The organism is Mycobacterium sp., assembly GCF_036490025.1.
Lineage (GTDB): Bacteria > Actinomycetota > Actinomycetes > Mycobacteriales > Mycobacteriaceae > Mycobacterium.
Genome location: NZ_DASXEP010000147.1, coordinates 1 through 24,361, shown reverse-complemented (window position 1 = coordinate 24,361; position 24,361 = coordinate 1). Strand labels below are relative to the sequence as shown.

The 24,361-nt window shown below is 62.4% G+C and carries 25 protein-coding genes; 11 read left to right on the top strand and 14 right to left on the bottom strand.

Annotated features, from left to right (window positions below; translation table 11 throughout):
• Positions 1 to 324, bottom strand: a 324-nt coding sequence (locus tag VGG53_RS16745) for an AMP-binding protein (RefSeq protein ID WP_331519188.1), incomplete at its 3' end; no start/stop codon positions are given.
• Positions 325 to 382: 58 nt separating this feature from the next.
• Between VGG53_RS16745 and VGG53_RS16740 the strand changes: the two genes are divergently transcribed.
• Positions 383 to 1,210: an SDR family oxidoreductase gene (locus tag VGG53_RS16740; RefSeq protein WP_331519187.1), complete on the top strand. Its 828-nt coding sequence runs from the start codon at positions 383 to 385 to the stop codon at positions 1,208 to 1,210.
• 12 nt (positions 1,211 to 1,222) lie between these two features.
• Here the strand turns inward: VGG53_RS16740 and VGG53_RS16735 are convergent, their stop codons facing one another.
• Positions 1,223 to 2,221, bottom strand: a complete 999-nt coding sequence (locus tag VGG53_RS16735) for a Gfo/Idh/MocA family oxidoreductase (protein WP_331519186.1) — start codon at positions 2,219 to 2,221, stop codon at positions 1,223 to 1,225.
• 511 nt (positions 2,222 to 2,732) lie between these two features.
• Between VGG53_RS16735 and VGG53_RS16730 the strand changes: the two genes are divergently transcribed.
• Positions 2,733 to 2,897, top strand: a complete 165-nt coding sequence (locus VGG53_RS16730; RefSeq protein ID WP_331519185.1) for a hypothetical protein — start codon at positions 2,733 to 2,735, stop codon at positions 2,895 to 2,897.
• On the opposite strand, the gene VGG53_RS16725 is transcribed toward VGG53_RS16730, so the two are convergent.
• Positions 2,894 to 3,244, bottom strand: a complete 351-nt coding sequence (locus VGG53_RS16725) for a DUF732 domain-containing protein (protein WP_331519184.1) — start codon at positions 3,242 to 3,244, stop codon at positions 2,894 to 2,896. The two genes, VGG53_RS16730 and VGG53_RS16725, sit on opposite strands and share 4 nt — an antisense overlap.
• A 122-nt stretch (positions 3,245 to 3,366) precedes the next feature.
• Complete coding sequence (locus tag VGG53_RS16720) at positions 3,367 to 4,839, bottom strand: MFS transporter (RefSeq protein WP_331519183.1); 1,473 nt, start codon at positions 4,837 to 4,839, stop codon at positions 3,367 to 3,369.
• Between the two features lie 144 nt (positions 4,840 to 4,983).
• Here VGG53_RS16720 and VGG53_RS16715 point away from each other — a divergent pair, with 144 nt between their 5' ends.
• From VGG53_RS16715 to VGG53_RS16700, 4 genes are all read left to right on the top strand, one after another.
• Positions 4,984 to 5,418, top strand: coding sequence for a hypothetical protein (locus VGG53_RS16715; protein ID WP_331519182.1), 435 nt, complete (start codon positions 4,984 to 4,986; stop codon positions 5,416 to 5,418).
• Between the two features lie 216 nt (positions 5,419 to 5,634).
• Positions 5,635 to 6,033: an MmpS family transport accessory protein gene (locus tag VGG53_RS16710; RefSeq protein ID WP_331519191.1), complete on the top strand. Its 399-nt coding sequence runs from the start codon at positions 5,635 to 5,637 to the stop codon at positions 6,031 to 6,033.
• A 50-nt stretch (positions 6,034 to 6,083) separates the two neighbouring features.
• Positions 6,084 to 8,867 carry an RND family transporter gene (locus VGG53_RS16705; RefSeq protein WP_331519190.1) on the top strand — a complete coding sequence of 928 codons (2,784 nt, stop codon included), beginning with the start codon at positions 6,084 to 6,086 and terminating at the stop codon, positions 8,865 to 8,867.
• Between the two features lie 72 nt (positions 8,868 to 8,939).
• A complete protein-coding gene (locus VGG53_RS16700) occupies positions 8,940 to 9,152 on the top strand; it encodes a hypothetical protein (RefSeq protein ID WP_331519181.1) in 213 nt (70 codons plus the stop codon).
• A gap of 9 nt (positions 9,153 to 9,161) precedes the next feature.
• Here VGG53_RS16700 and VGG53_RS16695 read toward each other — a convergent pair whose 3' ends face one another.
• Positions 9,162 to 9,977: an adenylate/guanylate cyclase domain-containing protein gene (locus tag VGG53_RS16695; RefSeq protein ID WP_331519180.1), complete on the bottom strand. Its 816-nt coding sequence runs from the start codon at positions 9,975 to 9,977 to the stop codon at positions 9,162 to 9,164.
• 29 nt (positions 9,978 to 10,006) lie between these two features.
• Between VGG53_RS16695 and VGG53_RS16690 the strand changes: the two genes are divergently transcribed.
• Positions 10,007 to 10,249 (top strand): hypothetical protein, encoded by a 243-nt coding sequence (locus tag VGG53_RS16690; RefSeq protein WP_414688982.1) that lies wholly within the window; start codon positions 10,007 to 10,009, stop codon positions 10,247 to 10,249.
• A gap of 9 nt (positions 10,250 to 10,258) precedes the next feature.
• Here the strand turns inward: VGG53_RS16690 and VGG53_RS16685 are convergent, their stop codons facing one another.
• From VGG53_RS16685 to VGG53_RS16675, 3 genes are all read right to left on the bottom strand, one after another.
• Positions 10,259 to 11,014, bottom strand: a complete 756-nt coding sequence (locus VGG53_RS16685; protein WP_331519178.1) for a DUF3298 domain-containing protein — start codon at positions 11,012 to 11,014, stop codon at positions 10,259 to 10,261.
• A 53-nt stretch (positions 11,015 to 11,067) separates the two neighbouring features.
• Positions 11,068 to 11,574 carry a glycoside hydrolase family 19 protein gene (locus VGG53_RS16680; protein WP_331519176.1) on the bottom strand — a complete coding sequence of 169 codons (507 nt, stop codon included), beginning with the start codon at positions 11,572 to 11,574 and terminating at the stop codon, positions 11,068 to 11,070.
• 594 nt (positions 11,575 to 12,168) lie between these two features.
• Positions 12,169 to 14,841 (bottom strand): PecA family PE domain-processing aspartic protease, encoded by a 2,673-nt coding sequence (locus VGG53_RS16675; protein ID WP_331519175.1) that lies wholly within the window; start codon positions 14,839 to 14,841, stop codon positions 12,169 to 12,171.
• Positions 14,842 to 15,723: 882 nt separating this feature from the next.
• Here VGG53_RS16675 and VGG53_RS16670 point away from each other — a divergent pair.
• The gene (locus tag VGG53_RS16670; RefSeq protein ID WP_331519189.1) at positions 15,724 to 16,707 is read left to right on the top strand and encodes a methyltransferase; all 984 of its coding nucleotides are present in this window, start codon (positions 15,724 to 15,726) and stop codon (positions 16,705 to 16,707) included.
• Positions 16,708 to 17,581: 874 nt separating this feature from the next.
• Here VGG53_RS16670 and VGG53_RS16665 read toward each other — a convergent pair.
• A complete protein-coding gene (locus VGG53_RS16665) occupies positions 17,582 to 18,190 on the bottom strand; it encodes a recombinase family protein (protein ID WP_331519174.1) in 609 nt (202 codons plus the stop codon).
• Between the two features lie 259 nt (positions 18,191 to 18,449).
• Here VGG53_RS16665 and VGG53_RS16660 point away from each other — a divergent pair, with 259 nt between their 5' ends.
• On the top strand, positions 18,450 to 19,967 hold the full coding sequence (locus VGG53_RS16660) for an adenylate/guanylate cyclase domain-containing protein (protein WP_331519173.1): 1,518 nt from the start codon (positions 18,450 to 18,452) through the stop codon (positions 19,965 to 19,967).
• 70 nt (positions 19,968 to 20,037) lie between these two features.
• Here VGG53_RS16660 and VGG53_RS16655 read toward each other — a convergent pair whose 3' ends face one another.
• From VGG53_RS16655 to VGG53_RS16635, 5 genes are all read right to left on the bottom strand, one after another.
• The gene (locus tag VGG53_RS16655; RefSeq protein WP_331519172.1) at positions 20,038 to 20,199 is read right to left on the bottom strand and encodes a hypothetical protein; all 162 of its coding nucleotides are present in this window, start codon (positions 20,197 to 20,199) and stop codon (positions 20,038 to 20,040) included.
• A gap of 136 nt (positions 20,200 to 20,335) precedes the next feature.
• Positions 20,336 to 20,788, bottom strand: a complete 453-nt coding sequence (locus tag VGG53_RS16650; RefSeq protein ID WP_331519171.1) for a hypothetical protein — start codon at positions 20,786 to 20,788, stop codon at positions 20,336 to 20,338.
• Between the two features lie 576 nt (positions 20,789 to 21,364).
• Positions 21,365 to 21,847 (bottom strand): PIN domain-containing protein, encoded by a 483-nt coding sequence (locus VGG53_RS16645; RefSeq protein WP_331519170.1) that lies wholly within the window; start codon positions 21,845 to 21,847, stop codon positions 21,365 to 21,367.
• Between the two features lie 85 nt (positions 21,848 to 21,932).
• Entirely contained in the window at positions 21,933 to 22,220 is a 288-nt protein-coding gene (locus VGG53_RS16640; protein ID WP_331519169.1) for a HigA family addiction module antitoxin, read from the bottom strand.
• 13 nt (positions 22,221 to 22,233) lie between these two features.
• Complete coding sequence (locus VGG53_RS16635; protein ID WP_331519168.1) at positions 22,234 to 22,515, bottom strand: type II toxin-antitoxin system RelE/ParE family toxin; 282 nt, start codon at positions 22,513 to 22,515, stop codon at positions 22,234 to 22,236.
• A 127-nt stretch (positions 22,516 to 22,642) separates the two neighbouring features.
• Here VGG53_RS16635 and VGG53_RS24060 point away from each other — a divergent pair, with 127 nt between their 5' ends.
• Positions 22,643 to 22,882, top strand: a complete 240-nt coding sequence (locus tag VGG53_RS24060; RefSeq protein WP_414688981.1) for a helix-turn-helix domain-containing protein — start codon at positions 22,643 to 22,645, stop codon at positions 22,880 to 22,882.
• Between the two features lie 13 nt (positions 22,883 to 22,895).
• Positions 22,896 to 24,086: a site-specific integrase gene (locus VGG53_RS16630; RefSeq protein ID WP_331519167.1), complete on the top strand. Its 1,191-nt coding sequence runs from the start codon at positions 22,896 to 22,898 to the stop codon at positions 24,084 to 24,086.
• Positions 24,087 to 24,361: the final 275 nt, after the last annotated feature.

Genomic DNA, 24,361 nt, shown 5'->3' with positions numbered 1-24,361 from the left:
GACGGCGCCGCATCGCTCGACGGCCGCGAACAGCACGTGGATGGCGGCGGAGTCACCGTGCCATACTGCGATCCGATCACCCCGGGTTACCCCGATGCCGGCCAACTGTTCGGCCAGAGCCGTTGCCGCAGAATCAAATTCACCCCAGGTGAACGATTTGCCGGGGTGGTCGATGTACGCGGAGTGATCAGGGCGCCGCTCGGCGTTGCGAGCCACCGCGTCGGACAATGTCATGTCCGACCACCAGCCGGCGGCGCGGTAGCGCGCCGATTCTTCGTCGGTGAATGCCGGCGAGCCCACAGTGTCCAGTCCGCCGGTGCTCATTACCCGATGATATGGCGCTCGGTCCCGCCTGCAGCCGTCGTCAGGCATCCTGACCGGTATGAATGGATTGCTGACAAACCGGATCGCGCTGGTGACGGGCGGCGGTGGCGGGATCGGCGCGGCGACCGCCCGGTTGTTCGCCGATCACGGTGCGCAGGTGGTGGTCGCCGACGTCGACACCGAGCGTGCTCGCCAGACCGTCGATCAGATCACCGCATCGGGCGGGTCAGCTTTCTCGGCGGTCACGGACGTCTGTGACGCCGGTCAGGTCACCGACCTGGCGCGTTCGGTGCTGGAGCGTCATGGCCGGGTGGACGTGCTGGTGAACAACGTCGGTCACTGGCTGCGCCACCCTGGCGACTTCGTCGACACCGATCCGCAGCTGTGGGACGACCTCTACCGGATCAACCTGCATCACGTCTTCCTGGTCACGCATGCTTTCCTGCCCGCCATGATCGAACGAGGGACCGGCGCGATCGTCAATGTCTCGTCGGTCGAGGGCTTGCGCGGCTATCCGGAGGATCCGGTCTATGCCGCCTTCAAAGCCGCGGTCATCCACTTCACCCGCAGCCTGGCGGTCCAGGTCGGCCTCGACGGTATCCGCGTCAATGCGATCGCCCCCGATGTCACCGAATCACTGCAGGTGCCCTATTCGCAGTGGCTTTCCGCAGAAGAGCAAGCGCAATGGCCGCAATGGGTTCCTGTCGGACGGATGGGGGCGCCCGAGGACCAGGCTCGGGCGATCCTGTTCCTGGCGTCGGACCTGTCGGCCTTCGTCACCGGCCACACCATCCCGACGGACGGCGGCACCGGCGCCGCGGGCGGGTGGTTCCGCTCGTCGCGCCGACCCGACCGGGAATGGACGAATCGACCCGTCGCGCCGTAGCGGGCCGGATGATCAGCTCGGCTGACGCAGCGGTAGGCCCGCCGCGCGATAGATCGCGTCGATCACGGCCATGTTCTCGACGGCATCGGACGGCGGGGTCTTCACCGGTTCGCCCCGCAGCACCGCGCCGGCGAACGCGTCGAGCTGATAGGCGTAGGAGGGCCGGCGAGGAAAGCGCTCGACACGATTGCCGTCGGTCGATCGCACGGAGAGCCGGTGGAAAAAATGCGGAGTCACCGGATTGAACAGCTTCAGCTCCCCCCGGTCTCCGACCACGCGGGCACTGATCTCCAGCAGACGCGACGACCACATCGAGCAGCGGACCTGGCCGGTGTGGCCCGCGGCAAACCGCAGCTCCGCGGTCATCGCCCGGTCGATTTGCGGATTGCGCAGTTTGGCTTGGGCCGAAACCACTTCCGGAGTCGGCCCGCCGAACGTGCGAACCATGTGGACGGCATAACAGCCCGCGTCCATCAGCGCGCCCCCGGCAAGCGAGTAGTTGTAACGGATGTCCGAGAACTTCGGCAGCGGGAAGCACAAGGCCGCCTCGACTCGCTCCAGCTTCCCCAACACACCCGAAGCGATGATCTGCTCTGCACGTAACGTCAGCGGATGGTAGCGGTAGTGAAATGCCTCCATCACGACCCGATCCGACTTCGCGGCCAGGTCGGCGATTTCACGGGCTTCGGCGGCGTTTGCGGTGAACGGCTTCTCGCACAGCACATGCTTACCGGCGGCCAGTGCCGCTCGAGTCCATTTGCCGTGCAAGCCGTTCGGCAACGGGTTGTAGATGGCATCGATGTCAGGGTCGGCGATCAGCGCCTGGTAGCTTTCGTGCACTCGCGCGATCCCACGTTTGGCAGCAAATGCCCGAGCGCGAGAGCCGTCGCGCGCCGCGACTGCAGCTATCACAATGTCGGCGTTGCCCTTGGCCGGATTGATGAGCGCAAGTGGTGCGATGCGGGCCGCGCCAAGCACGCCGAAGCGTAGTGGTTTGCTGTGTTCGGCCACGGACCGAAGCTAACACTGTTTCGCCAAGTCAGCCGGGGCCCGCAGAACTGAATTTTTCTCAGCGACTCCATCCCATTTATTAATGCCGCACGCAGGGATGGCGTTTACCGTCGCGCTATGTCTGCGGTCGGTCGACTGGTGCGGTTCCCGTCCAGAGGCATGACGGTCCCGCCACCGATGCGCTGCCCACGGGGTCATCTGATGCGGCTCGAACGGATAGTGGCGAACAGCGCGGCATGTTCATGCGGGCGACACCAAACATGGCGATGTCATTGCGGCGCAATGACCTACGAGCCTGCTATCGGTGCACAATGCGATTTTCCTCGCCAGGCTGACGCCCGCGCGACGAGTTCATTCCCGTGGTCCTGACCGATGAGCGACGTGTTGTGGGTGAGGTCGGCAGTTGACGCGCGCGGCGCCGCGACGTCACTGCCCGATGGGCGACTGGACTGCGTACATTTTTATATTAAATTGGCGGGCACCAAGCCCGTCCTGGCCAAGGGAGAAGGTCATGATCCCGGTTGAGTCCCGGTTCCAGGATGAATTGCGTAACTGCGCCGTTGAGTTGCGGCAACTCGCGTACACGCTGCAAAACGGGGTCGGTGAACACGATCTGCTTCGACTGTCGGAGCGCATGCGCGCTGCGGCCGACGAGGTTGTCCTCAGCGGGGTTTAATGTCCGGCTGCGCCAGGCGGTTTGGGAGGGCGACCCTCGCCGGTCAAGTACTTCGGACAGTACGAGGCGGCCGCGAGCGTGGTGAATTCGGCGGCACCAGTTCCGTTGAGCGCGGGATTGCGCAATTGGAGGTTTTTGACGATGTCCGCGTCCGGTGTTCCGGTGTCGACCAACTGGCACACTTGCTTGGCAACGCTTACCGCCGCGCCCGGATCCTGAAAGGTAATCCCGTCCGATGCAAGCTCCTTGAGGAACTGGGCGTCGTTACCGGAACCGGGGTCGGCGTAAGCCGGCGCAGCGAAAGTGCTTAGTGCAATGACGCTTATCAGCATCGGCAGACGTTTCATGCCTTCCGAGTCTTGCAAAGCTGAGAGCAGGCCGCAGCCCAGCTACGAAGTTCTCAATCAGCAGACGGCGCACGTTCAGAACACGTTCACGACGAATTGGCCAAGCCGGGTCTTTCACTCCGTTATTGGGATTCCTCGTCGCGCTCAGCGTCGGCCACCGTCAGGGGCAAAGCCAGCTCTTCGAGCGGGCGTTGTTCGGCAGCAACCCCGAGCCAAAGCTCCACCAGCCCTGCTATGGCCATGACGGCCGCGCCGATGAGGAACGACCACATCACCTCGCTGCGTTGCCCGGAGTCGATCAACTGACCGAACAGCAGTGGCCCGCTGATACCGCCGATTCCGGTGCCGACCGCGTAGAAGAATGCGATCGCCAATGCCCTGGTCTCCATCGGAAAGATCTCGCTGACAGTCAGGTAGGCAGCGCTCGCACCCGCCGAGGCCAAGAAGAACGTCGCGGCGAGCACGCCGATGAACGTCCACACGCCGCCGGTCTGGGTGACGAACAGGACCGCAAGGACGACGGCCACCACCGCAGACCCGACATAGGACAGGGTGATCATCGGTTTGCGGCCGATGGTGTCAAAGAGCCGCCCGAGCACCAGCGGACCGAAGAAGTTGCTCAAGGCCCACAGAATGTAGAACTGCGGCACCTTGGCGGCATCGACTCCGTAAAAACCGCTCAGCAACGTGCCCAAATTGAACGTCACGCCGTTGTAGAGAAAGGCCTGCCCGATGAACAACGCCAGTCCGAGGACCGCGCGTCGCGGGTAGAGCCTGAACGCGACCCGGGCAATCTCGAGAAATGAAATCGTCTCGCGCTGACGGACTTTCAGCGGCCGGCCCTGCGGGTCAGGAAGCGGCTGGCCCGTTTCCCGGGCGACATCGGCTTCTATCTCGCCGACGATCTGCTCGGCTTCCTGGTTACGTCCGTGAATGAACAACCAGCGTGGGCTTTCCGGGACATTGCGCCGGACAAGAAGGACAAAAATGCCGAAGATGGCGCCGATGCCGAACGCGAGCCGCCATCCGATGTTGGCCGGGAAGTTCGACGTGTCCAGAAGGACAAGCGCACCGCCGGCACCGGCGGCCGATCCCAGCCAGTACGTCCCATTGATCACCAGGTCCACCCGCCCGCGCACCCGGGCGGGGATCAACTCGTCGATCGCTGAGTTGATCGCCGCGTATTCACCACCGATACCGGAGCCGGTGAAGAACCGGGTGAGGAAGAAATACCAGGGTGCGAATGCGAATGCCGTCGCAACGGTGGCGGCCAGGTACACCGCGAGGGTCAGGATGAACAGATTGCGCCGTCCGAAACGGTCCGTCAGATGGCCGAAGAACAACGCGCCCAAGCATGCCCCGGCGATGTAGAACGCCGCCGCGGTGCCGATGTCGGCGGGCGTGAGCGCGATCCCGCTGCCGTGTTCGGTGAGGCGCGACGACACATTGCCGACCATCGTGACCTCGAGCCCATCCAGGATCCACACCCCGCCCAGGCCGACAACGACGCGCCAGTGAAATCGCGACCACGGCAGCCGATCCAGACGTTCCGGAACGCGGGTGGTGATTGTTCCGGTTTGCGCACCTGCACTCATGCTTCTCCGTCCTGGTTCGACCCGGGGTGGCTGCGTGGCATGCCGACAGTCTTACAGCCTCGGCCGAGCGGGTGCGCACCGTCGACGAACGGCCGGATCCCGCGCGTGATGTTAGGTTCGAACCGCGCAGCGAAGGAGTGGGATGTGAGTACGTACTTCTGGGGTCTTTTGACCGTCATCGCCTTGGCAGTGGCAGTTCTGTTGGTATCAATCGCTTTTACTTACACCCGGCGGCTGGAGCGGCAACCCACTCTTCCGATCAGCGAAGAAATCGGAGCTGCGCCGCGAGTCATACGAAAATTGCGCAAACGCGAACCCATGACGCCAGAAGAGTTCGAGTACGCCGAGCGCATTGTCGCTATACGCGGGAACCCAATGGCCTTCTGCATCCCGTTCGCCCTGTTTTGGCTCAGTTGCTATTACGTTCTCGGTAGTCTCGAATACTTGCACGGAGCCACCCCCTCTGAGCGAACATTTATCGGGGTGATTCCGATGTTGACCTCGACTAACCTCGCCATCCAACTTCTGCGGGCGAGGCGACTCAAGGGCCGTCTGCGAAACGCGCCGGTGGCGGCCTAAGGCTTGGTTGTCCGCACTGCCGGCGGCGATGACAGGTGATACCGTTCGCAAGTTGTAGTCGTTTCCGTTCAGTACTGGTAACGTCATCACGACGCCATATCAACCAGATTGATATGGCGCACCGGCGGCTAGGTCGGATCGAAAGCACGAGGCCCGTAGAAAGGTGATCGAGTGAGTCCTCGTTCAGTCGGGCGGACTGTCCTGTCGCGAATCTGGATGCCGCTGGTTACCGTGATTGCGGTCGGTGTGGGCTTGGTGTGCATGTACAAGGTGCACCAGTTCTCCGAGCCCGAGCCGGTGATCACCGTCAACGGTCCCCAGGCGCCGGAGCAATTCAATGTCAAGCGGCTCACTTATGAGGTGTTCGGCTCACTCGGGAAGGGCGGAAAGCTTGTCTACGTCGACATCGAGGGACATCCGCACCAAGTCGATGTCACCACGCTGCCCTGGTCCCACACGGAGACCACCACGCTGACGGTCGCGTCGGGCAGTATTTCCGTGCACGTTCACGGCGGTCAGGTGGGCTGCCGGATGCTGGTGGACGGCGTCGTCCGCGACGAGCAGTCCGGTAATCATCAGGATGCCGACGTCGAGTGCAGGGTGAAATCCGCGTGAGCGAGCACCGCCTGGATGAGCACCGGGTCAAGCGTCCCTTCATCCCGCGAATGGTCCGCACCTTCGCGATACCGATCATTTTCTTCTGGGGCTTTCTCGCGGTCACGACGACAGCATTCATGCCCAAGGTCGAAGAGGTCGCAGAAGAACTCGCCGGACCAATGGTCCCGCACTACGCGCCGTCACAGCGAGCGCTGCTGCACATCGGCGAAAAGTTCCACGAGTCCAATTCGACGAACTTGACCATGGTGGTATTCGAGGCGAACCGTCCATTGGCCGACCAAGACCACCGCTACTACGACGATTTGATGCAGCGCCTGCAGCGCGACACCAAGCACGTGCAGTACGTGATGGACCTGTGGGGCAAGCCGTTCACCGCGGCGGGCGCGCAAAGCGTCGATGGCAAGTGCACCTATACGCTGTTGCGTCTCGCCGGCGACATCGGGCAGATCGAGGCGAACGCGTCGGTGAACGCCGTCCGGGGCATCATCGCCAAGGACACCCCGCCGCCCGGGTTGAAGGTCTTCGTGAGCGGCGCCGCGCCGCTGGCATCGGACACGCTGAGCATCGCCAACGCCAGCCTGAACAACGTCACCATTGTCACGATCATCCTCATCATGGTGATGTTGATGATCGTGTATCGCTCGCCGCCCACGCTGTTGGTACCCTTGCTGGGCGTCCTCATCGAAATGCTTGTCGCCAAAGGGATTATCTCGACCCTCGGCCATCTCGGATACATCGAGCTGTCGTCGTTCGCGGTGAACATCGTCATCGCGCTGACGCTGGGCGCCGGGACCGATTACGGCATTTTCTTGATGGGTCGCTATCACGAGGCGCGGCAAGCCGGCGAGAGCCGGGAGGACAGTTTCTATATCGCCTACCGGGGCGTGGCGCCCATCATCATCGGCTCGGGGCTGACGATCGCCGGCGCGTGCTACTGCTTGACGTTCGCGCGCCTGAATTATTTCCACACCATGGGACCGGCGGTAGCGATCACCATGCTGTTCACCATCGCCGCGGCGATGACGCTCGGCCCGGCGGTATTGACGGTCGGCAGCCTATTCGGGATGTTCGACCCGAGGCAGGCAGCCAAGGCGCATGTGTACCGACGGATCGGGGCGAGCGTGGTGCGCTGGCCGGTGCCGGTGCTGGCGGCCAGTTCGGCCATCGTGATGCTGGGCGCGATTTTCGTACCGAGCTATCGACAGAATTACGACGACCGCCAGTACCAACCGCACGGCGCCCCCGCGAATCTGGGTTTTCAGGCGGCTGATCGGCACTTCCCCAAAAGCAAACTGTTCTCCGAGATGCTGATGGTCGAAACCGACCACGACATGCGCAACTCGGCCGACTTCATCTCACTGGACCGGGTCGCGAGAGCTCTGATTCGCCTGCCCGGTGTGGCCATGGTGCAAGGCATGACCAGGCCCCTGGGCCGCGCGCTCGAGCACGCGTCGATCCCCTACTTGTTCACCACCCAGGGCAGCGGCAACGGTCAGCAGCTGCCGTTCAACAGGGAACAGAACTCGAACACCGACCAGCAGGCGGACATCCAGGCGCACTCGGTGGCGGTCTTGCGCAAGGAGATCGTTTTCTTCCAAAAGGTGTCCGATGAGCTGCATCAGACTGCTCTCACCATCGCGGACCTGCAAAGGGTCAGCGAAGACATCAGGGACGACGTAGCAAATCTTGACGATTTCTTCCGTCCGATCAAAAGCTATTTCTATTGGGAGAAGCACTGTTTCGATATTCCGATCTGCTGGACCTTCAGATCGGTATTCGACACGATCGACCAGATCGACAAGTTGGCCGAAGATATCAACTACGCAAGGATCTCCATCGAGGAGGTCGACAAAACTTTCCCGAAAATCATCGCGCAGCTGAAAGCCACCGCCGACGACACCGAGGCCCTGCAGGCGAAGTTGGTCAACAGTTACGGATCGGCGGATCTGCAGTCCCTGCAGACCGAGCAGACATTCGACGATTCGATCAACGTCGGCAACGACTGGGACAAATCCCGCAGCGACGACTTCTTCTACATCCCGCACGAGGGTTTCGACAACGAAGACGTCAAAACCGGTGAAAAGTTGATGATGTCACCGGACGGCAAGGCGGCCCGATTCATCGTCACGCACGAAGGCGACGCGATGGGCCCCGAGGGCGTCGAACACGTCGAACAATTCCCCGAGGCGATCAAGACGATCTTGAAAGAGACATCGTTGGCCGGCGCCCGGGTGTACATCGGCGGTTCGGGATCCAACGACAAAGACATCAAGGAATACGCGCTGTCGGATCTGATGATCGCAGCCATTGCGGCGTTCGTGCTGATCTTTTTGATCATGATGTTCATCACGCGAAGTCTGGTGGCGGCCTTGGTGATTCCGGGCACCGTCGCCTTCTCTTACGCTGGGGCGTTCGGGCTATCTATACTTTTCTGGCAGCACCTCATCGGTTTGCATTTGCACTGGCTGGTCCTACCGCTGACGTTCATCATCCTGGTTGCCGTGGGGTCGGACTACAACCTGTTGCTGATCAACCGGGTCAAAGAAGAGATTCATGCCGGGCTGCATACCGGGTTGATCCGCGCACTCGGGAGCACCGGCGGTGTGGTGACGTCGGCCGGGTTGGTGTTCGCGTTCACGATGCTGGCCATGCTCACCAGCGACCTCAGAACTATTGGTCAGGTCGGATCCACCGTGTGCATCGGTCTGCTCCTCGACACATTGATCGTGCGGTCGTTCGTCGTGCCGGCCATCCTCGCCATCCTGGGGCCGTGGTTCTGGTGGCCGACACTGGTACGCCGGCGGCCGCAAGCGCAGCCCGTCAACCTCTAGTCGTCACCTGCTCGTAAGAAACGCTGGGCAGAATTGGACACTATGCCGACGCCATCAAGTCGAGTGCTCCGCATGCGGGCAGTCGATCTCACCAACCGGTTGCCCGGTTACCAAGTCCGCGAGCATGGCGAAGGCGAGGACGCGTGGAAACGCGTCAAAACGCGGGTGGTCTGCGAGCTGGCTCCGCACGACGGCGGTTTCCTGCCCGAGATGTGCACCGTGAAGTTCACCGACGGAACCGAGCGCTACTTCAATCCCAACGATGAAGTCGAAATTCGGCCGTGAACCAGTCAGTCAGGCGGGCACTTTCACGGCGTAGAGCCGGTGAGTGCCCTGTAGGCCTTTGAGTTCGGTCTCGCGGGGTGCGCACAGGTCGATACCGGCCACGCCATCGATCGCCTCGCGCACCGCTTCGCTGACGAGGATCTCGCCGCCTCTTGCTTGCCCCGCGATTCGGGCGGCCATCGCGACGTTACGTCCGAACAGGTCGTCCCCGCGTCGGACCGACGGCCCGATGTGGATGCCGATTCGGACGCGGATGTCCGCCCACTGTTCTGCGTTCTTGAGCAGCGCCCCCTGTATCCCAACCCCGCACAGCACAGCCTGTTCGGTATCTGCGAAAGCGATCATGAATCCGTCGCCTTGGGTTTTGACCACGTGCCCGCCGTGATCGGCGACGAGCTTTTCTATCAGCCGGTTATGCCGCTCCAACACCTTGACCCATTCTCGGTCCCCCAACTCTTCGTTGTGCGCGGTGGAATCCTCGATGTCGGAAAAGGCGATCACGACGTCGCCGTCTGCGGTCAGCCGGGCGAGGTCGGGACGTTCGACCTGCGCCCAGCCGGCCAGATCTTCGATCGAGTTACGGACTGTGGCGCCAATGCCTTTGGTCATCAAAGAGTCGGCTGTCCGCCACGCAGTCCTGATCGCGAACGGTGCGAGCCCGGGGCGCCGGCGCCGCCGGACAGCCTTGGGTTGGCGAGCGCGCTCCAGTTCGGATCGGATCTGCTTCAGCTGATGACGCGACACGATGAGCAGCACCCCAAGCGCGATTATCCCGCCGAGCTCGACGACGGCGATCGCGCCCGCTACTGCGAACGGTGATGTCACGGGTCGATTATGCCCGTCGGCGTAGCAAGATGAGAGATGTGAGTTGGTCGAGGTATGAGGGAAAGGCTCCCGCAGAGAGAAGTCTCACCGGAGCCGCACGAGACGCTGAGCTCGAAGACTTTATCCGCCTGCAGAATCCGCATCTGACCGATGTCCGTCTGGAGCAGGCGACTGCTTTCGAAGGCGATGCGGCCGGCCGGCCGGCCGATCGCCAGTGGTACAGCGTCACCTACTTGGCCGACAACGGCGAAGGCCATCCAGCCGACAAATGAGTCTGCATCTCAGCCTTGACCGAGGGCCTTCATGTCCGGAGCCAGCAGGTCGGAGAACGCCGGCCACGGCACGGTGATCACTGGCAGACCGTGTCCAAATTGGCCGTCGGTAAAGCGCAGCTCTATTCCCGCCGCGGTGGGGATCCAATTGGCGAAGTTTTGCGGTACGGACCGGTTACCGGGCTCGTCGAGCATAGGAGCACCGTCACCGCCGGGACCGTAGACTTTAGGCCAGATGCTTTTGGTTTGTTCCGAGAGACGGTCAAGCCCGGCCTGTTCCTCGGTGAACAGGTCGCCAAGGGTGATGGGATGCGCGGTACGGCTGTCGATGACGACAGTGCTGACGTAGTCAGTGGGGTGTGCGGCGCCCTTGGTGTAGGAGGCCCCGCTGAGAACCTCGCCGATCGCGGTGGGCCGGAACGTTATTGCCGACTTCGACTCAAAATTCCACCCTTGCACCCCGCTGGCGTCGGAGCGGGCTTGGACGATCTGGTGGTGGGCTGAGGTGTTACTGGATTCGTTGAACGCGCCGGTTACCGCCGGGTCGCCGCCGGATAGCTGACCTACCATGACATGCCAGCGGCCTGCACCATCCGGCGTCGTGCCATCGATGGGCATCATCGTGACGATGTAGTTCTGGTTGTTGGACACACCCGACGCCACGGGCGGGATGCTGGTTGGGGTGATGGTGGAAGTGGGCTTTGGCGTAACGCTCTCCGATGTGGGCGCGCCCGGCTTCGTGCTCGCGCAGGCGACCGACGCCAAACCGATTGCGGCAGAGACGGTGACGGTGAGTAGTCGAGGCATAGCGTGCGAAATCATGACGCGCCCAACAACTTCAGGATCTTGTTGTAGTTGTCGATGCGGGCTTGCAGGCCGTGGTCGCCGCCGTTGATCGCACGCGAGATGGTGGTGATGTCGCCTTGGTCGGCGAGCTGGTTGAGGTCGCCCAAGCCGGTGCCGTGGTTCCAGAACCACCCGGCGGTGCGCCACCCGATGACGGGATCGCTGGCGACCTGGTCGGGGTTGCCAATCAGGTCCTGCCCCAACGCTTTTCCTGCGGACGTGTAATTGGTACGTCCGGTGAGCTGCATCCCGCCTCGACCCTTGTACCTTGGACCGTCGCCGGGGTTGACGTTACCCAAGTCGACGCGCCCTTCGTACTCCGAGCCGTCCGCGTACTCGGTGAGGGTGTCGCCCCAACCAGTCTCCTCGGCGGCTTCCGCGAGAAACGCCGGGCCGGGGTGGTGCTTGCGGTATTTCACGCCCGTTGTAGTCGAGCTTGGCGTCGCCGACCGCGGCTCGCATCGCGGTGGCCAGTTCATGATCGGTGGTGTGCGCCTTGGTTTTTACGGTGTCGAGTTCACCTTGCAGGATCTGCTGCTCCAACTGAGCCTCTGTCGATCCCATCAGGAGGCCGGCGGTGCCGATGTCGACCTTCCAGTCCGGGGTGACGGTGAAGCCGAACCCCGAGGCTGTCTGGTCGACCTCGCTCATCATTCCCTTGGTGATTTGCACGTCCTCCCAGGCGTCACAGACCGCCGAGGCCACCTGACGTGATTCGCGGCCGTCAGCCTCGATGTCGGTGTGCGCCCTGCCCAGACTGCTCTGAAATGCGTTCCCCGCCTCGCCTTCCCAGTCGGAGAGCTGCTGGCCGACCTGACCCAGATCGTCGCCGAACTTCTGCAAGGTGCCCGCACGCCCGTTGGCCATCTGAAAGACCTTGAGCACGGCACCTGCGTCCCAGCGGCGCACATCGTCGGGGGTCAAGTCACTCATCAGCCGCCTTGGGCCAACATCGAAGGATGACGTTCAGGAACCAGGCCGCCATCGCGTCTCCTTCCCTCGGGTCGACATTAATTTACGCCGCACCCGCCCGTATTTCTGCCGCAAGCCGCAGTAGGGCACACGCGCCAACGTCAGAAATCAAAAATTGTCGTGCCGAAACCGCTTGGGTTTTCCGCGATGTACACCGGTCCCAGGTAGAAGGGTATGTACCCGGAATTCATCGCGTTTCCCGTCGTAACAAATGGCCCGTCCGTCGCGGTCGTTGTGTACGCATACAGCAGCGTCTCACTGTTGCCGGTGTAGACCGAAATGGTTATTCCCGCCGGCACGGTTCCGGAGGTCTGACCGGTGTCGAGCAAAGATGCCGGGATGAATCCGGTCACGCCACCGGAATCGATTGCGACGGAAACGTGTTCGAGAGGTCCGCTATCGATCTTTACGTCCAAGGCGGTGGTCGGCGCTCCGGCGATCGAGATGGTACTGGTTAAGGGGTTGGGGCCGAACTCCAGCACGCCCTGGGATTCGTTGATGAGCACACCCTGATCCAGAGTGCCCGGCAGCGCCGTGATCACGGCGCTGGTTCCCGGGAACCCGTTGTCTGGCCCGATACCCAGAACGCCGACTGCACCGGTGGAAGCAAAATAGCTTTCGAAAGCTTGCGTCGACTGGGGAGTGACGAGGTCGACGGCGGTCGGCGAAGTGACCAGGCCGCTTCCGAAACTCACCGTCGTGTCGTAGGTGTCGTAGGAGTAGCTTAGCCCGCCACTGTAACCGGCTGAGCCCGAATAGATTTCGCTACCGAGGTCTTGTGTTGGGACGTATTGGGGTTCGATGACAAGTCCAGTGGATCCGCTGTCAACTATCACGGGCTCCATCGGTCCGCCGTTTACGGAGATATATGCCACCGGTTGGTGGTCAGCATTCATCGTCAAGGGCACGGTTGCGTTTGCCAAAGTGGGTGTGCCGCTAGCGCCGCCGGGGGTACCTCCGGCGCCGCCGGCTCCGTTGATGCCGCGCGTGCCGACCGGGCCCCCGGTGCCGCCGATGCCACCATTGCCGCCCTCACCACCACCGGCGGTGCCGTTGGCGCCTGCGTTGCCGCCGTCCCCGCCGGTGCCGCCGGCGCCGCCATAAGCATCGGTGCCAACGTATGCGGCGCTACCGCCATTACCGGCGTTCCCGCCGCTACCCCCTTGACCGGCGCTGCCACCGGCGTCGGCGGCGCCGCCGTTTCCGCCGTTTCCGCCGTTTCCGCCACTCATGCCTTGTATGTAGCCGTCGGTGCCGCCGCCACCGTTGCCGCCGTCGCCGCCCTGGCCGCCGTTCTCGCCGGAGCCCCCAACACCACCGTCCCCGCCGGCTCCGCCCGTGCCGACCACGGCTGGCCCGTTGATCCCAGACCCGTCGTAGTAGCCGTTGCCGGGCGCGCCACCACCGCCGGCGGCCCCGCCGTTGCCACCGTCGGTGCCGGTACCGCCAGTGCCACCATTACCGCCGGCACCGCCGCCGCCGTTGAATCCGTAGAACCCGGCGTTTCCGTCGTGTTGTGCCGCCGCACCACCTTGGCCGCCTTGGCCGCCTGCGCCCCCGTTGCCGCCGGCAAATCCGGAATTATCGCCCGCCGCGCCATCGCCCCCGGCGCCGCCAAGACCGCCAGGGCCTCCGTCGCCGCCACCGCCAAAGGAGACGTCGTGTTCTAAGTTGTCGTCGCCTGGTCCGGGGCCGCCGCCGGAGCCCCCGTTGCCGCCGGTGCCGGCTGCGCCGCCGGTGCCGCCGCCACCGCTAACGCCCGAGCCTCCGCTACCACCTTGGCCGCCCGCCCCGCCGTCACCGCCGGTGCCACCGCTACCGCCCGAGCCGGTGCCGGTGCCAGCGCCTCCTTCCCCGCCGGCGCCGCCCGCGCCGCCGTTGCCGGCGACCCCGCCGTCACCGCCGTCACCGGAAAGCAGCCCACCGTTACCGCCGTTACCGCCCGCGCCGCCGAGTTCGCCCGTCGCGCCGTTGCCGCCGGCGCCTGCGGTGGTGGCCGTGCCGGCCGTGCCGGTGCTGCCCGCAAGGCCGTCGACGCCGTTGCCGCCGGCCCCGCCGTCACCGCCGTCGCCGATCAGCTCAGCATTGCCGCCGTTTCCGCCGGCACCGCCGCCGGCCCCGTCACCGCCATCACCACCGTTACCGATCTCCCCGCCGGCCCCGCCGCTACCGCCCTGCCCGAGCGCATCGGTGGCGCCGTTGCCGCCATTGCCGAACCACAAGCCGCCAGCCTCACCATTGGCCGCTGCCAACGTTGAGTCCGGTGTTCCGTTAGCACCGTTGCCGATCAGGATGCCGCTGCCGCCAAGGTCGTGCCATAACGTATTGAGCTGAGCGTCGTAAGCCGCGCCGGATTGGCTGCTGATCCACTCCTGCGCGAGCGTCTGAAGCATCGTGTCGAACGAGCTAGCGGCCGAAGTCGGATCAGACGCCGACACCAGCGCCGAATCTGCAGCACTCACACCAAAATTGCCGCTGCTAGCGGCCAGATCCGCGGCGGGCAACCCCAGACCGGCCACCGGATCCACACCCGACACCGCGTCAAGACTGGTCAGCGGATCGGCCAGACCGGTCAAGGAGCCGGCGATGGAATTGATGACGGATTCAAGGATCACATCAAACCCGTCGGCATGGGCGGCCGGCGCGTTGGAAAGTGGAGTCATCGCCGCAGCCAAAAACGCCCCGGCAGCCGCGCCGACACCGACCACACGTGCTCGCCGGCGCGCATTTTCCTTGCGCGACAGACGATTCCGCTTGCTAGGACGCTGAGCCATTCGTCGGCTCCTGGAAAGACTGTGAGGATTCTCAGTTATTTATAAGGTAGCCGCAAGATAGTCCTCAGGAACGGGCTTGTCCGGCAAATTTGCCGAATAATGCGGAAACGCGGACATGAACCCACTACGACGGTCGGCCTCCCAAACGCAAAGCTGAGCGTCAATAAGGATCAAGTCGCGGCCGTTGATTAGCTCGCCGTAGACCACCGGATACTCAAAGTATTGCGGGGCTCCATAGCTGATACCCCCACTCGCGCTTCTAGAGAAGTTGATAGGTGCCCGACCGTAGACACCGCCAGAGGGCTGGCGACTCCCTAATAGCTTTACGTCCCCCTCCGACTTCCAAGCCGCCTCGTCAGGTGGTTTCGACAGCGTCCAGGAGCACCGATACGTGTCCGGCGGCGTCTTGAGTGTCAGCGCAGACTCAGACAAACCTATAACCCCTTCGACACGACACATTCGATTTAGGAACGGCGGGAACCATTATGGTCACCCGATCAGCACAGAGTTGGTGCGCATCGTCTGCCGACCTACGACGAAATGCGAATCGCCCGAGCCGACCGGGGGTGGGGGGTGCCCCCTTTAAGTCCGAAGCCTGCGCCTCGAACGGCTCAGCGTCGCCTCTCTCTCCGCCGAAATCTGGCCATCGCGCCTGCTGCGGCCCAGCATTGGCGGCGTGATGCACGGTCATCTACTCAGTTTCTGACGTGTGTCTGGCGTGATGCGTGGTTCACTAACCGGCGCATGGTCTAGCAGAGGAGAGGGGAAACGCGCGTGCCCAAAGATGCGAAGGCTCCGCCCGTCAAGCTCGTCCGAGCTGTCGAGCGTTTGCGCCACCACTTGTCTCGACTACATCAACGCCTCGTTCCGCCCCCGGTGGCGATGATCGAGCTCATTCTCGGCGCTTTCATACCTCAGGCGATCCAGACGGCCGCCGCACTCAACATCGCGGATGCCCTCGTAGGGAGCCCTCTTGGACTCGATGAGTTGTCGAACCGCGTCGGTGCGGACCCCGGCGCACTTAGTCGGCTGATGCGAGCCTTGATCAGTCAAGGCATATTCCGTCAGCATCGCGACGGGCGTTACGGCTTAACCCCGCTCGCGGCCACCCTGCGCTCAGGGACACCGGGTTCGACGGCCTCGGCAGCACTGTTCTGGGGGTCCAAGAAACACCGAGAGCATTGGAGCCTGCTGTCGGAGTCGGTGAAAACCGGTGAGCCCAGCATTCCGTTGGTCCGAGGCAAGGAGTTCTTCGATTACCTGGACGACGACCCCGAACTGGCGAAGCTATTCGACGACGCCATGACGAGCATTTCGGCCTTGGCGGAGCGCGTAGTGATTGGTGCCTACGATTTCAGCCCCTACTCGACCATTGTGGACGTAGGTGGCGGGCACGGTCGACTGCTAGCCGGCATTCTGGCCACGACGCCGACCGCGCAGGGTTTGCTCTACGACCTGCCGCGAGTTGTCCAGGGAGCGCCCGAGCTGTTGCGGCAACGCGGGATCGAAGCGCGGGTGCGTATAGAGGATGGATCGTTCTTTGATCGAGTCCCGGATGGCGGTGACGCATACATCCTGCAACGGGTCGTCCACGACTGGCCCGACGAACACGCTATTGCGATTCTGCGCAATGTGCGCGTGGCAGCAGAGAAGGCCGATGCAGCGGTGCTGCTGATCGAAACCGTCATGCCCACTCACGACCGCGATTTCATCGGAAAGTGGATTGATCTAGAAATGCTGCTGAGCATGCCCGGAAGGGAACGAACGGCAGAGGAATACCGCGAGCTGCTTCAACATGCTGGGCTGTCCATGACGCGCGTGGTGGAAACGGCGTCGCCGCTCAGTGTCGTCGAGGCAAGACCCTAATGTGGTCACAATCAGGGTTGCCGTCCGCACCCGAACCCGTATCTGGTCGAGGGCGTCCGCAATGCGTCCGCAGTAGATTCGTCGGCCGCCGTCGTGCGCCAACGTCATCAACGTCCTGACCAGCGGTTTACTGGCTAAGCCAACGCGGCCAACAAGTACAAACGCCCAAGTGGACTCGTTCGCATCGAGTAGGTCGGCGTCAACATTCGGCTACTTTCGCGGATCAGGTAAGCGTCGCCGGCGGCGGTTAGGCCGATGAGCGTGAGAAGTGTCCCGGATGCCACCAGGGCGAGCCAGCAAATGGCGGTGATAGTCCCACGCCATGGAGCATCCAACACTGGCGTTGTCACGACGTTGTCACAACTGGGTACGTATCAGTGGAGATGACCAGAGACAGCAGGAGAAGCTTTCTGCTGGTAGGAAGCTATTCAGACGCATTGCAAGACAACAAAATTCGGCCGATGCCCGACTGGGGGTCAAGTGGTCGCAGGTTCAAATCCTGTCAGCCCGACCATTGTCATGTCTCGGGACATCGTTGACAGGTGTCCCGAGACATGGTTTACACCTCCAGCCGGTTTTCTGGCGAGTTTCCGCATTTGACGGCCGACCGACTTAGAGCCGGAACTGGCCGAGTCCAAACTGGTCAAAGCAGTTATCGTCCAAAGCGATAAAATCACCACAACCGTCGGGGCGCTCCGACATGTCAGGAACCAGTTATCGCACGGCACTGAGGCATTTGATCCATACGACTTGCACGCAGTTGCGGGCATCCTTGGTCGAGCGGTGCGCGGACACCTTCTGAGGCTGCTACAGGCGTCTGAGTCCGCCCAGGAGCGCGCGCTTGCGCCGCCCGAACGCTAGGGCGGTCGGGTCGTTAGCCTTCGGGGCCGCCGTCATCGGCGAGTACGCGATACACGGTGGCTCGACTGACGCCGAGAGTGGCAGCGATGGTGTTGGCCGACTCTCCGCTAGCGTGCATCCGCTGTGCCAGAGCCATTTTCGACTGATCCAGCGCCTTGGGGCGACCGATGGACTGGCCCCGCGCCCGCCGCGCGTCTCGTGCTGCCGTGCGGCGTTCGCGACCCAACTCCAACTCAAGCTCCGCAAGGCTGGCGAGCACGCCAGCCACCATCCGTCCTGTGGCGTTCGACGTGTCGATGCCTTCGCGAAGGGAACGCAGCACAATTCCGCGCTCGCCAAGCTCACGGATTGTGGTCATAACCTCGGCGGCGTTGCGGCCAAGGCGGTCGATACCGACGACAACGATGGCATCGCCTTCGCGTGCGTAGTCGAGAAGCGCGGCAAGACCTGGACGCTGCACTCGGGCGGAGCTGCCCGATAGCTTGTCGCTGTACAACCGACCGGCGTCAACGCCCACGGCAGTGAGCGCATCAACCTGTTGATCCAGGGATTGATGCCCAGTGCTCACGCGGGCATAGCCAAGCTGAGTTCCGGTGGTGACAGGTGCGGTGCGGGGCGCCATACCTAAGTGTCTCATAAGTCTCAGAACATGTAAATGTGCGACAACGATTTTGAGGCAACTTTTGCGACGAGGCCAACTGGTCTTTTCTGCGACACAGATGATTCCGCCGAACCATCTCAATTCTTTAGTTCTGCGACGTCAGGCTAGGCAGGCCCAGAACGAAGGACGCCGCCCAGATAGACAAGCCGCTCGACAATGCGATGACGGATGCGCGTTCAAACACGTATGACCAGGTGGCTGGCCGCCTTAGTCTCCCGACATGGATCGTATTTGGCAGTGGGCGTGGGGTCGGTACGGGGCGCGGTACTCGTGGGCGGTCTACGCGATCATGTCCTTCTTGACACTGCCGATTTTTCTCATCCCGTCGTTCGGCGTTGTCGCTTTCGAGAGGTCCGGTCATTACGTGGAGGCGGCGGCCCTCACGGCCGTCGCCGTGCTCACGCTCGGGTACGCAGTGAACCTTCCGAGCGTGAAGCGCACCCGTCTCTGGGAGCAGTGGGCAGCTGGTCACCCGGTCGACCCGGCGATGGCGTTGGAAGCGACCTACACATGGGGTCGGGGGTCGGTTGTCCGGGCGTTAGCGGCCAGCGCTGTTTGGGGTGCCCTGCTCTTGGTCGCTATCGGCGCGATCGTCGGTGCGACCGGGTCTCGGCTAGTTCAGTACGGAATCGTGGGTGCCGCCTTCGCAACAGCTGTAGCGCTGATCCCGGTGCACAGCATGGTCGAAGCACAGTTGCGACCAATCAGGCTCGCGCTCGCCGGTGATACGGGCATCGGTGACGCTCTGCCCCGTTCTCGGCCGAGTTTTGCCGCGTGGTCGAACGTGTTACTGCTCGCGACCGCGTTCTCGTTCACCGTCGGGGGCGCGATGTTTGCTACCTTGTTCCATCAGGCCAGCGAGGCTCCGGTGCTCTGGGCCGTGATCGGGTGTGGGTTGACGCTTTTCGTCGCCGTGCCGATCACTGTCGCAGCCGCATTCTCACCGTCCATGCAACCCATTCGCGATCTGGCTGAAGGCACCGAGCGTGTTGCGGCAGGTGATTACAGCCAACGCCTGCCGGTGGTTCAGGACGATGACCTGGGCGCGCTGTCAGCTTCGTTCAACCGGATGCAGGCGGGTTTGGCTGAGCGACAACGACTTCAGGCCGCGTTCGGGACATACGTGGACCCGGCTCTCGCGACGCGGCTGCTCGACCAGGGTGACGATGTGTTCACCGGTGAGCGTCGCGAGGTGACGGTGATGTTTGTCGACATCCGCGACTTCACTCCGTTCGCCGAGGCCAATCCCGCCGAGGACGTTGTCGCTCGGCTCAACACGCTGTTCGAGATCGTGGTGCCTGCTGTCGTGGACGCCGGTGGGCACGTGAACAAGTTCCTCGGTGACGGTGCCCTGGCGGTCTTCGGCGCTCCGAACGACCTCGCGGCTCATGCTGATGCTGCGGTGAGCGCGGCTGTGCTGATTCACCGCATGGTCGCCGAGCGATTCGGCGGTGAACTTCGGATCGGCATCGGAGTCAACACCGGGGTGGTGATCGCTGGAACCATCGGCGGCGCAGGAAAACTCGAGTTCACGTTGATCGGCGACACCGTCAACGTCGCGGCCCGCGTCGAGCAGCTCACCAAGACGACACTCGACTCGATACTGCTGACCGAAAAATCTGCCGACGCTCTAAACGCTCGACCGCCCGGACTGATCGACCGGGGATTCCATTCGTTGAAAGGAAAGTCGGCTGCAATTCGGCTCTTTGGGTTCGACGAGCAAATCAGCGCGGGTTGACCGCCACGGCCCGATGCTTTCGTGGCGACATCTGCGAAACCCACAACGTTAAAAACGAGACAGCTGTCCCTTAAGCCGGCTGCACCGCGGGCTGTTCGGCAGTGCCGAGTGCTGCAATCCCTAGGCCGGCGAACAGGAGCGCTCCGCCTCCGGCGACGACGGCTCCGGTTGGCGACAGGGTGCGGGCCCGGACCCCGCGCAGCGCAGCGACCCCGTCGATGGAGACCATCACACCGTCAGCGCGGGCTTCGCGGTTGGTGAGACATTTTCTAGGTGATTGAAGATAAGATTGATTGGCAGATAAGCCGCGAGTGTGGTGCGTAAGTAGGCTGACTCGAACGATCAGCGGACGTGGCATCAGCGCGCTTTCAATCGTCGGGCAACTCTTTCGCGCCCCCGCGCTCTTCACCCGCGGCCTCCGACGAACCTTCGCCTAAGTTGATCGTCTCGTTACTACTCGGGCTAGTCGCCGGTTCCTCGACGTCTCCGGGCCGCCTAGTTTCGAACGCGCCCAACACTCCCGGCGAATCCTTTAATGCATCTAACGGCGACTGAATATTCTTCAGCGCATCGAGCATGCCGGGTGAGTTCTTGAGGGAGTCCAGCGGTAACTGGATGTTCTTCAGCGCATCGAGCATGCCGGGTGAGTTCTTGAGGGAGTCCAGCGGTGACTGGATGTCGTGAGCAGATCCCTCATCTGATCTGATGCTGACGGCATCGACTTGAAATACTCCGCCATCAAATCTGACGTAGGCGACGCCTGAAACGCGCTCACTATGTCTTGTGCCAGCAATGACCTCATTGCGTCCGAAGATTGCCATCGAACCCAGGCCCTACGTGCCGGGTCATCTGGTAACGCCTCTATCGACGTCACTATTAGCTGCCGAACGTTCCCATCAGCACCGACCTCGAGACGCCCAGCCACGCTCAACTTCTTTTCCGCCGTTGCGGTATCTCCCGCCAGATCCGCGAGATGAACTACCGCCTCGATAGTTTGGTGAAATTGCGCTGTCCACCCGGCGCCTCCGCGCATCGCGGCGTCGACAAGCTCCAAAGTGTCCGAGTAGCTCGCGCTGGACTGGATTGAGGCAGCTACAGTCCGCACTGGCAGTGCCGCGGCGGAGGGATTCAATGGCAACTGTCTAACCGAATCTGCAAGCACCCGCTCGAACCCTTCTAGGCCGAGGTGAGCGACTAGCGCCTCTCGCTTTTCTGCCGGCAGCCCGTCGTAGGTGCCTGCTAGATGCTGCACGAGACGCCCGAGCGTGCGCACATACGAGACCCGACTTTGCGACCCGTCGATCTGCAACTCCTCGATGAGATGGGGATGCAGCGGATAAGGGCACGCTTCTGAGTCTGTCTTCGCGTTTCCGCCGAATCGGTGTGGTTCGTACTGATCAGCCACACATCGCACTCAGGGCTTCTGCTGCAACGGCACGTGTGCTGTACCAGATGAGGGTGTCCCGAAACCCATCCTTTTGCCCCTGCCCATATGGTGCGCGCCTGTCGCTCGCGCGCTGCACCACATCAGTCCACTCAACAGAATCGGGAACCTTGACAACATCGGCACCGATCTCAGCCAGTCGAGCGCGCAGCGCCTCGCCATAGCCATTTATGGCAGCGTCGATCACCTCGTTCATCGCTTGTTGCGACTCAGCGAGACCGAACTCGCCAAGCTTCAATTTTCCCAGCGGAGTCTGTACTTCTTCGGTCCATTTTCGACGAACTACATTGGTCGCTTCCACCAAGCAGACTTCAGGTACGACAAATCGCAGATCCCACTCGCGGGCTTTCGCGATTAACTCCATCCAGTCACGATTGCGGAGCATCGGGGAGTCTCGAATCTGATTCGTGCCAATAACGATCACGGTCGCGCCCATCACTCCCCCTGTTCCGGCTGTCGAACGCAGAGGGACCCAGCCGCCGATGACCCTAGCCGCACGCAAGCCGTGCTGAGTCCATCAGTTAAGCGATCCGCTCGATAGAGGCGAGTTGCCCTCCGATGTGGTCGCGCGCCACCTCGGCGTCGTATTGAGCCTGCATGTTGATCCAGAACATGTCGCTCAGTCCTAACGCGCGCGAGAGACGCAGAGCGGTGTCCGCGCTGATTCCTCTTTTGCCGTGAACGATTTCGTTGATACGTCGCGCCGGGACATCAATCGCCTTCGCAATCCGGTACTGCGAGATACCCATCGGCTCAAGGAACTCCGCGAGAAGAATCTCGCCGGGGTGGGTGGGTGCGAAGTCTGCCATCGGCTTCTCCTTTCTAGTGATAGTCGACCAGTTCAACATTTCCGGCACCGGCAGCGCTCCAGGTGAAGCAGATGCGCCACTGATCGTTAACGCGGATGCTGTATTGGCCGGCGCGACCGCCGGCCAATTTTTCGAGCCGGTTGCCTGGCGGCACGCGCAGGTCGTTGATGCTCTCGGCTGCGTTGATGAGAACGAGCTTGTTGTATGTGAGCCTGCTGAGCTCCGGGCTGAGCTTTTTGACGTAGCGGCGACGCCATACCGCCTCCGTGTCCTTATCCCGGAACGAGCGGATCACCTGTCAATAGTAACGTAAGCCGTTATTAACGCCAAGCGTTACTAAAAAACGAGTACGAAAAGTGTGCACAAAGTAGTCACTGGGGCGAATTACAGTGGTGGAACAGCACTCACCACGAGGGGATCCCATGAGCCAGATGCACTCCCCGGACCCGATGCAGCATAGCCCTTTCGTTGGGCGTCCGATCGAGGGCAGACTTCTTCTGACGGTATCGGAAGCTGCTTCAGCCCTGAGGATCTCGCGCTCATCGATCTATCGTCTGTTCGATGGCGGCGAGCTTGCTTGGGTTCAGATTGGGGCGTCTCGGCGGGTTACATCCGCCGAAATTCACCGCTTCATCGCATCCCATACCGAAGCCGCGTCTTAACACCCCGGCGCCCATGACTGAACGCCGCCAGCTTCCACCTCAGATCCGACGCGTCGAGTTAGCTCGCCGGGTCGGGAGTAAGGCTGTCGTGCGTTATCAGCTGACGGTTGACACCGGTTCGTCTGGCGGAAAGCGCAAACAGCTACGGCGCCGCTACCGGACGGAGAAAGAAGCCCGGGTGGCCCTCGCAGAGATCCAAGGTCAGGTGAATGCCGGCACCTACGTCCAGCGATCGACGCTGACGGTCGAGCACGCTTGTGCGGATTGGCTGAAGTCTCGTCACAAGATCCGACCCACGACAGCCGCAGGCTATGAGTACGTCCGCCAGCCGGTGCGCAGCGAGCTCGGTGACCTCGGTATTCAAGATCTGACACGCCGACATATCGACGAACTGATCGTGCAGCTGCGCGACGGGACTTTAGAGCGACCAGGAGGTCGGCCGCGGAAAGCGTGGAGCGCGCGCTCATGCAATTACATGCTCGGGGCACTTTCGCAGGTCCTCCGGCAGCTGGTCGCCGAGGGCCGTTTGGCGAGAAGCGTTGCGGAACTGGTCGATCGGGTTCCGGGTAAGGCCAGGAAGTTCGAGACCTTCACTGCTTACCAGGTGCGGAGCGTTCTAAAGGGCATCGCTAGCGATCGCAACCGGCACGCGTGGCACCTCGCTCTTGCCGGCTTACGACGCGGGGAGATCGCTGGGTTGCGTTGGGAAGACGTGGATCTCGACGGGCGGACAGTGCTGATTGAGAAGACGCGTGTCGACGTCGGGGGCCGCGCGCTCGACCAAGACGACCCGAAAACGGCATCAGCTAGCCGAGTGCTCCCACTGCCCGACGCGTTGCTTGGCGAACTTAACGCGGCGAAAGCCCGCCAAGCGGCAGAAAGGCTGTCACTCGGAGAGGCCTACGCAGGCAAGAACTATGTCGTCTGCAACGAGGCGGGCGAACCCTATCACCCGTCGACGCTCTCAACCATGTGGCATGGAGCCATAAAGAATCTCGCCGTGCCACAGGTGCGGTTGCATGATGCCCGGCACACCTGCGCGACGCTCATGCATCTCCAGGGCGTCCCCATCGCCTTGGTCGCGGCTTGGCTAGGTCACGCCGACGTGTCGTTCACTCTTCGCACCTATGTACATGCTCAGCCCGACGCTCTTGAGATAGCGACGCGCAGCTTTGCTCCGCCGGCATCACGCGCCAGCGACTAACGCGGTCGCACACGCGTGCGTCGACATCAACCAGTCGCTTGTGACAATCTGTGACAATTTTCGATGCCGTCGAACGCATGTGCACTCGAAGCAGGTGGAAAAGCGCTGTTCAAACGACTTTATGTTGTCGGGCTGACAGTGTCTGGTTTCAGGACATAGTTGGCAGCTGTCTCGCGACATAGTTGACACCTCATCAGCGTGGGAGGTCAAACCATGTCCAAGGCGCAGCTCGTCATCACTGCCGTCGTGGTGGAAGGCCGCAGCAAAAGCGAAGT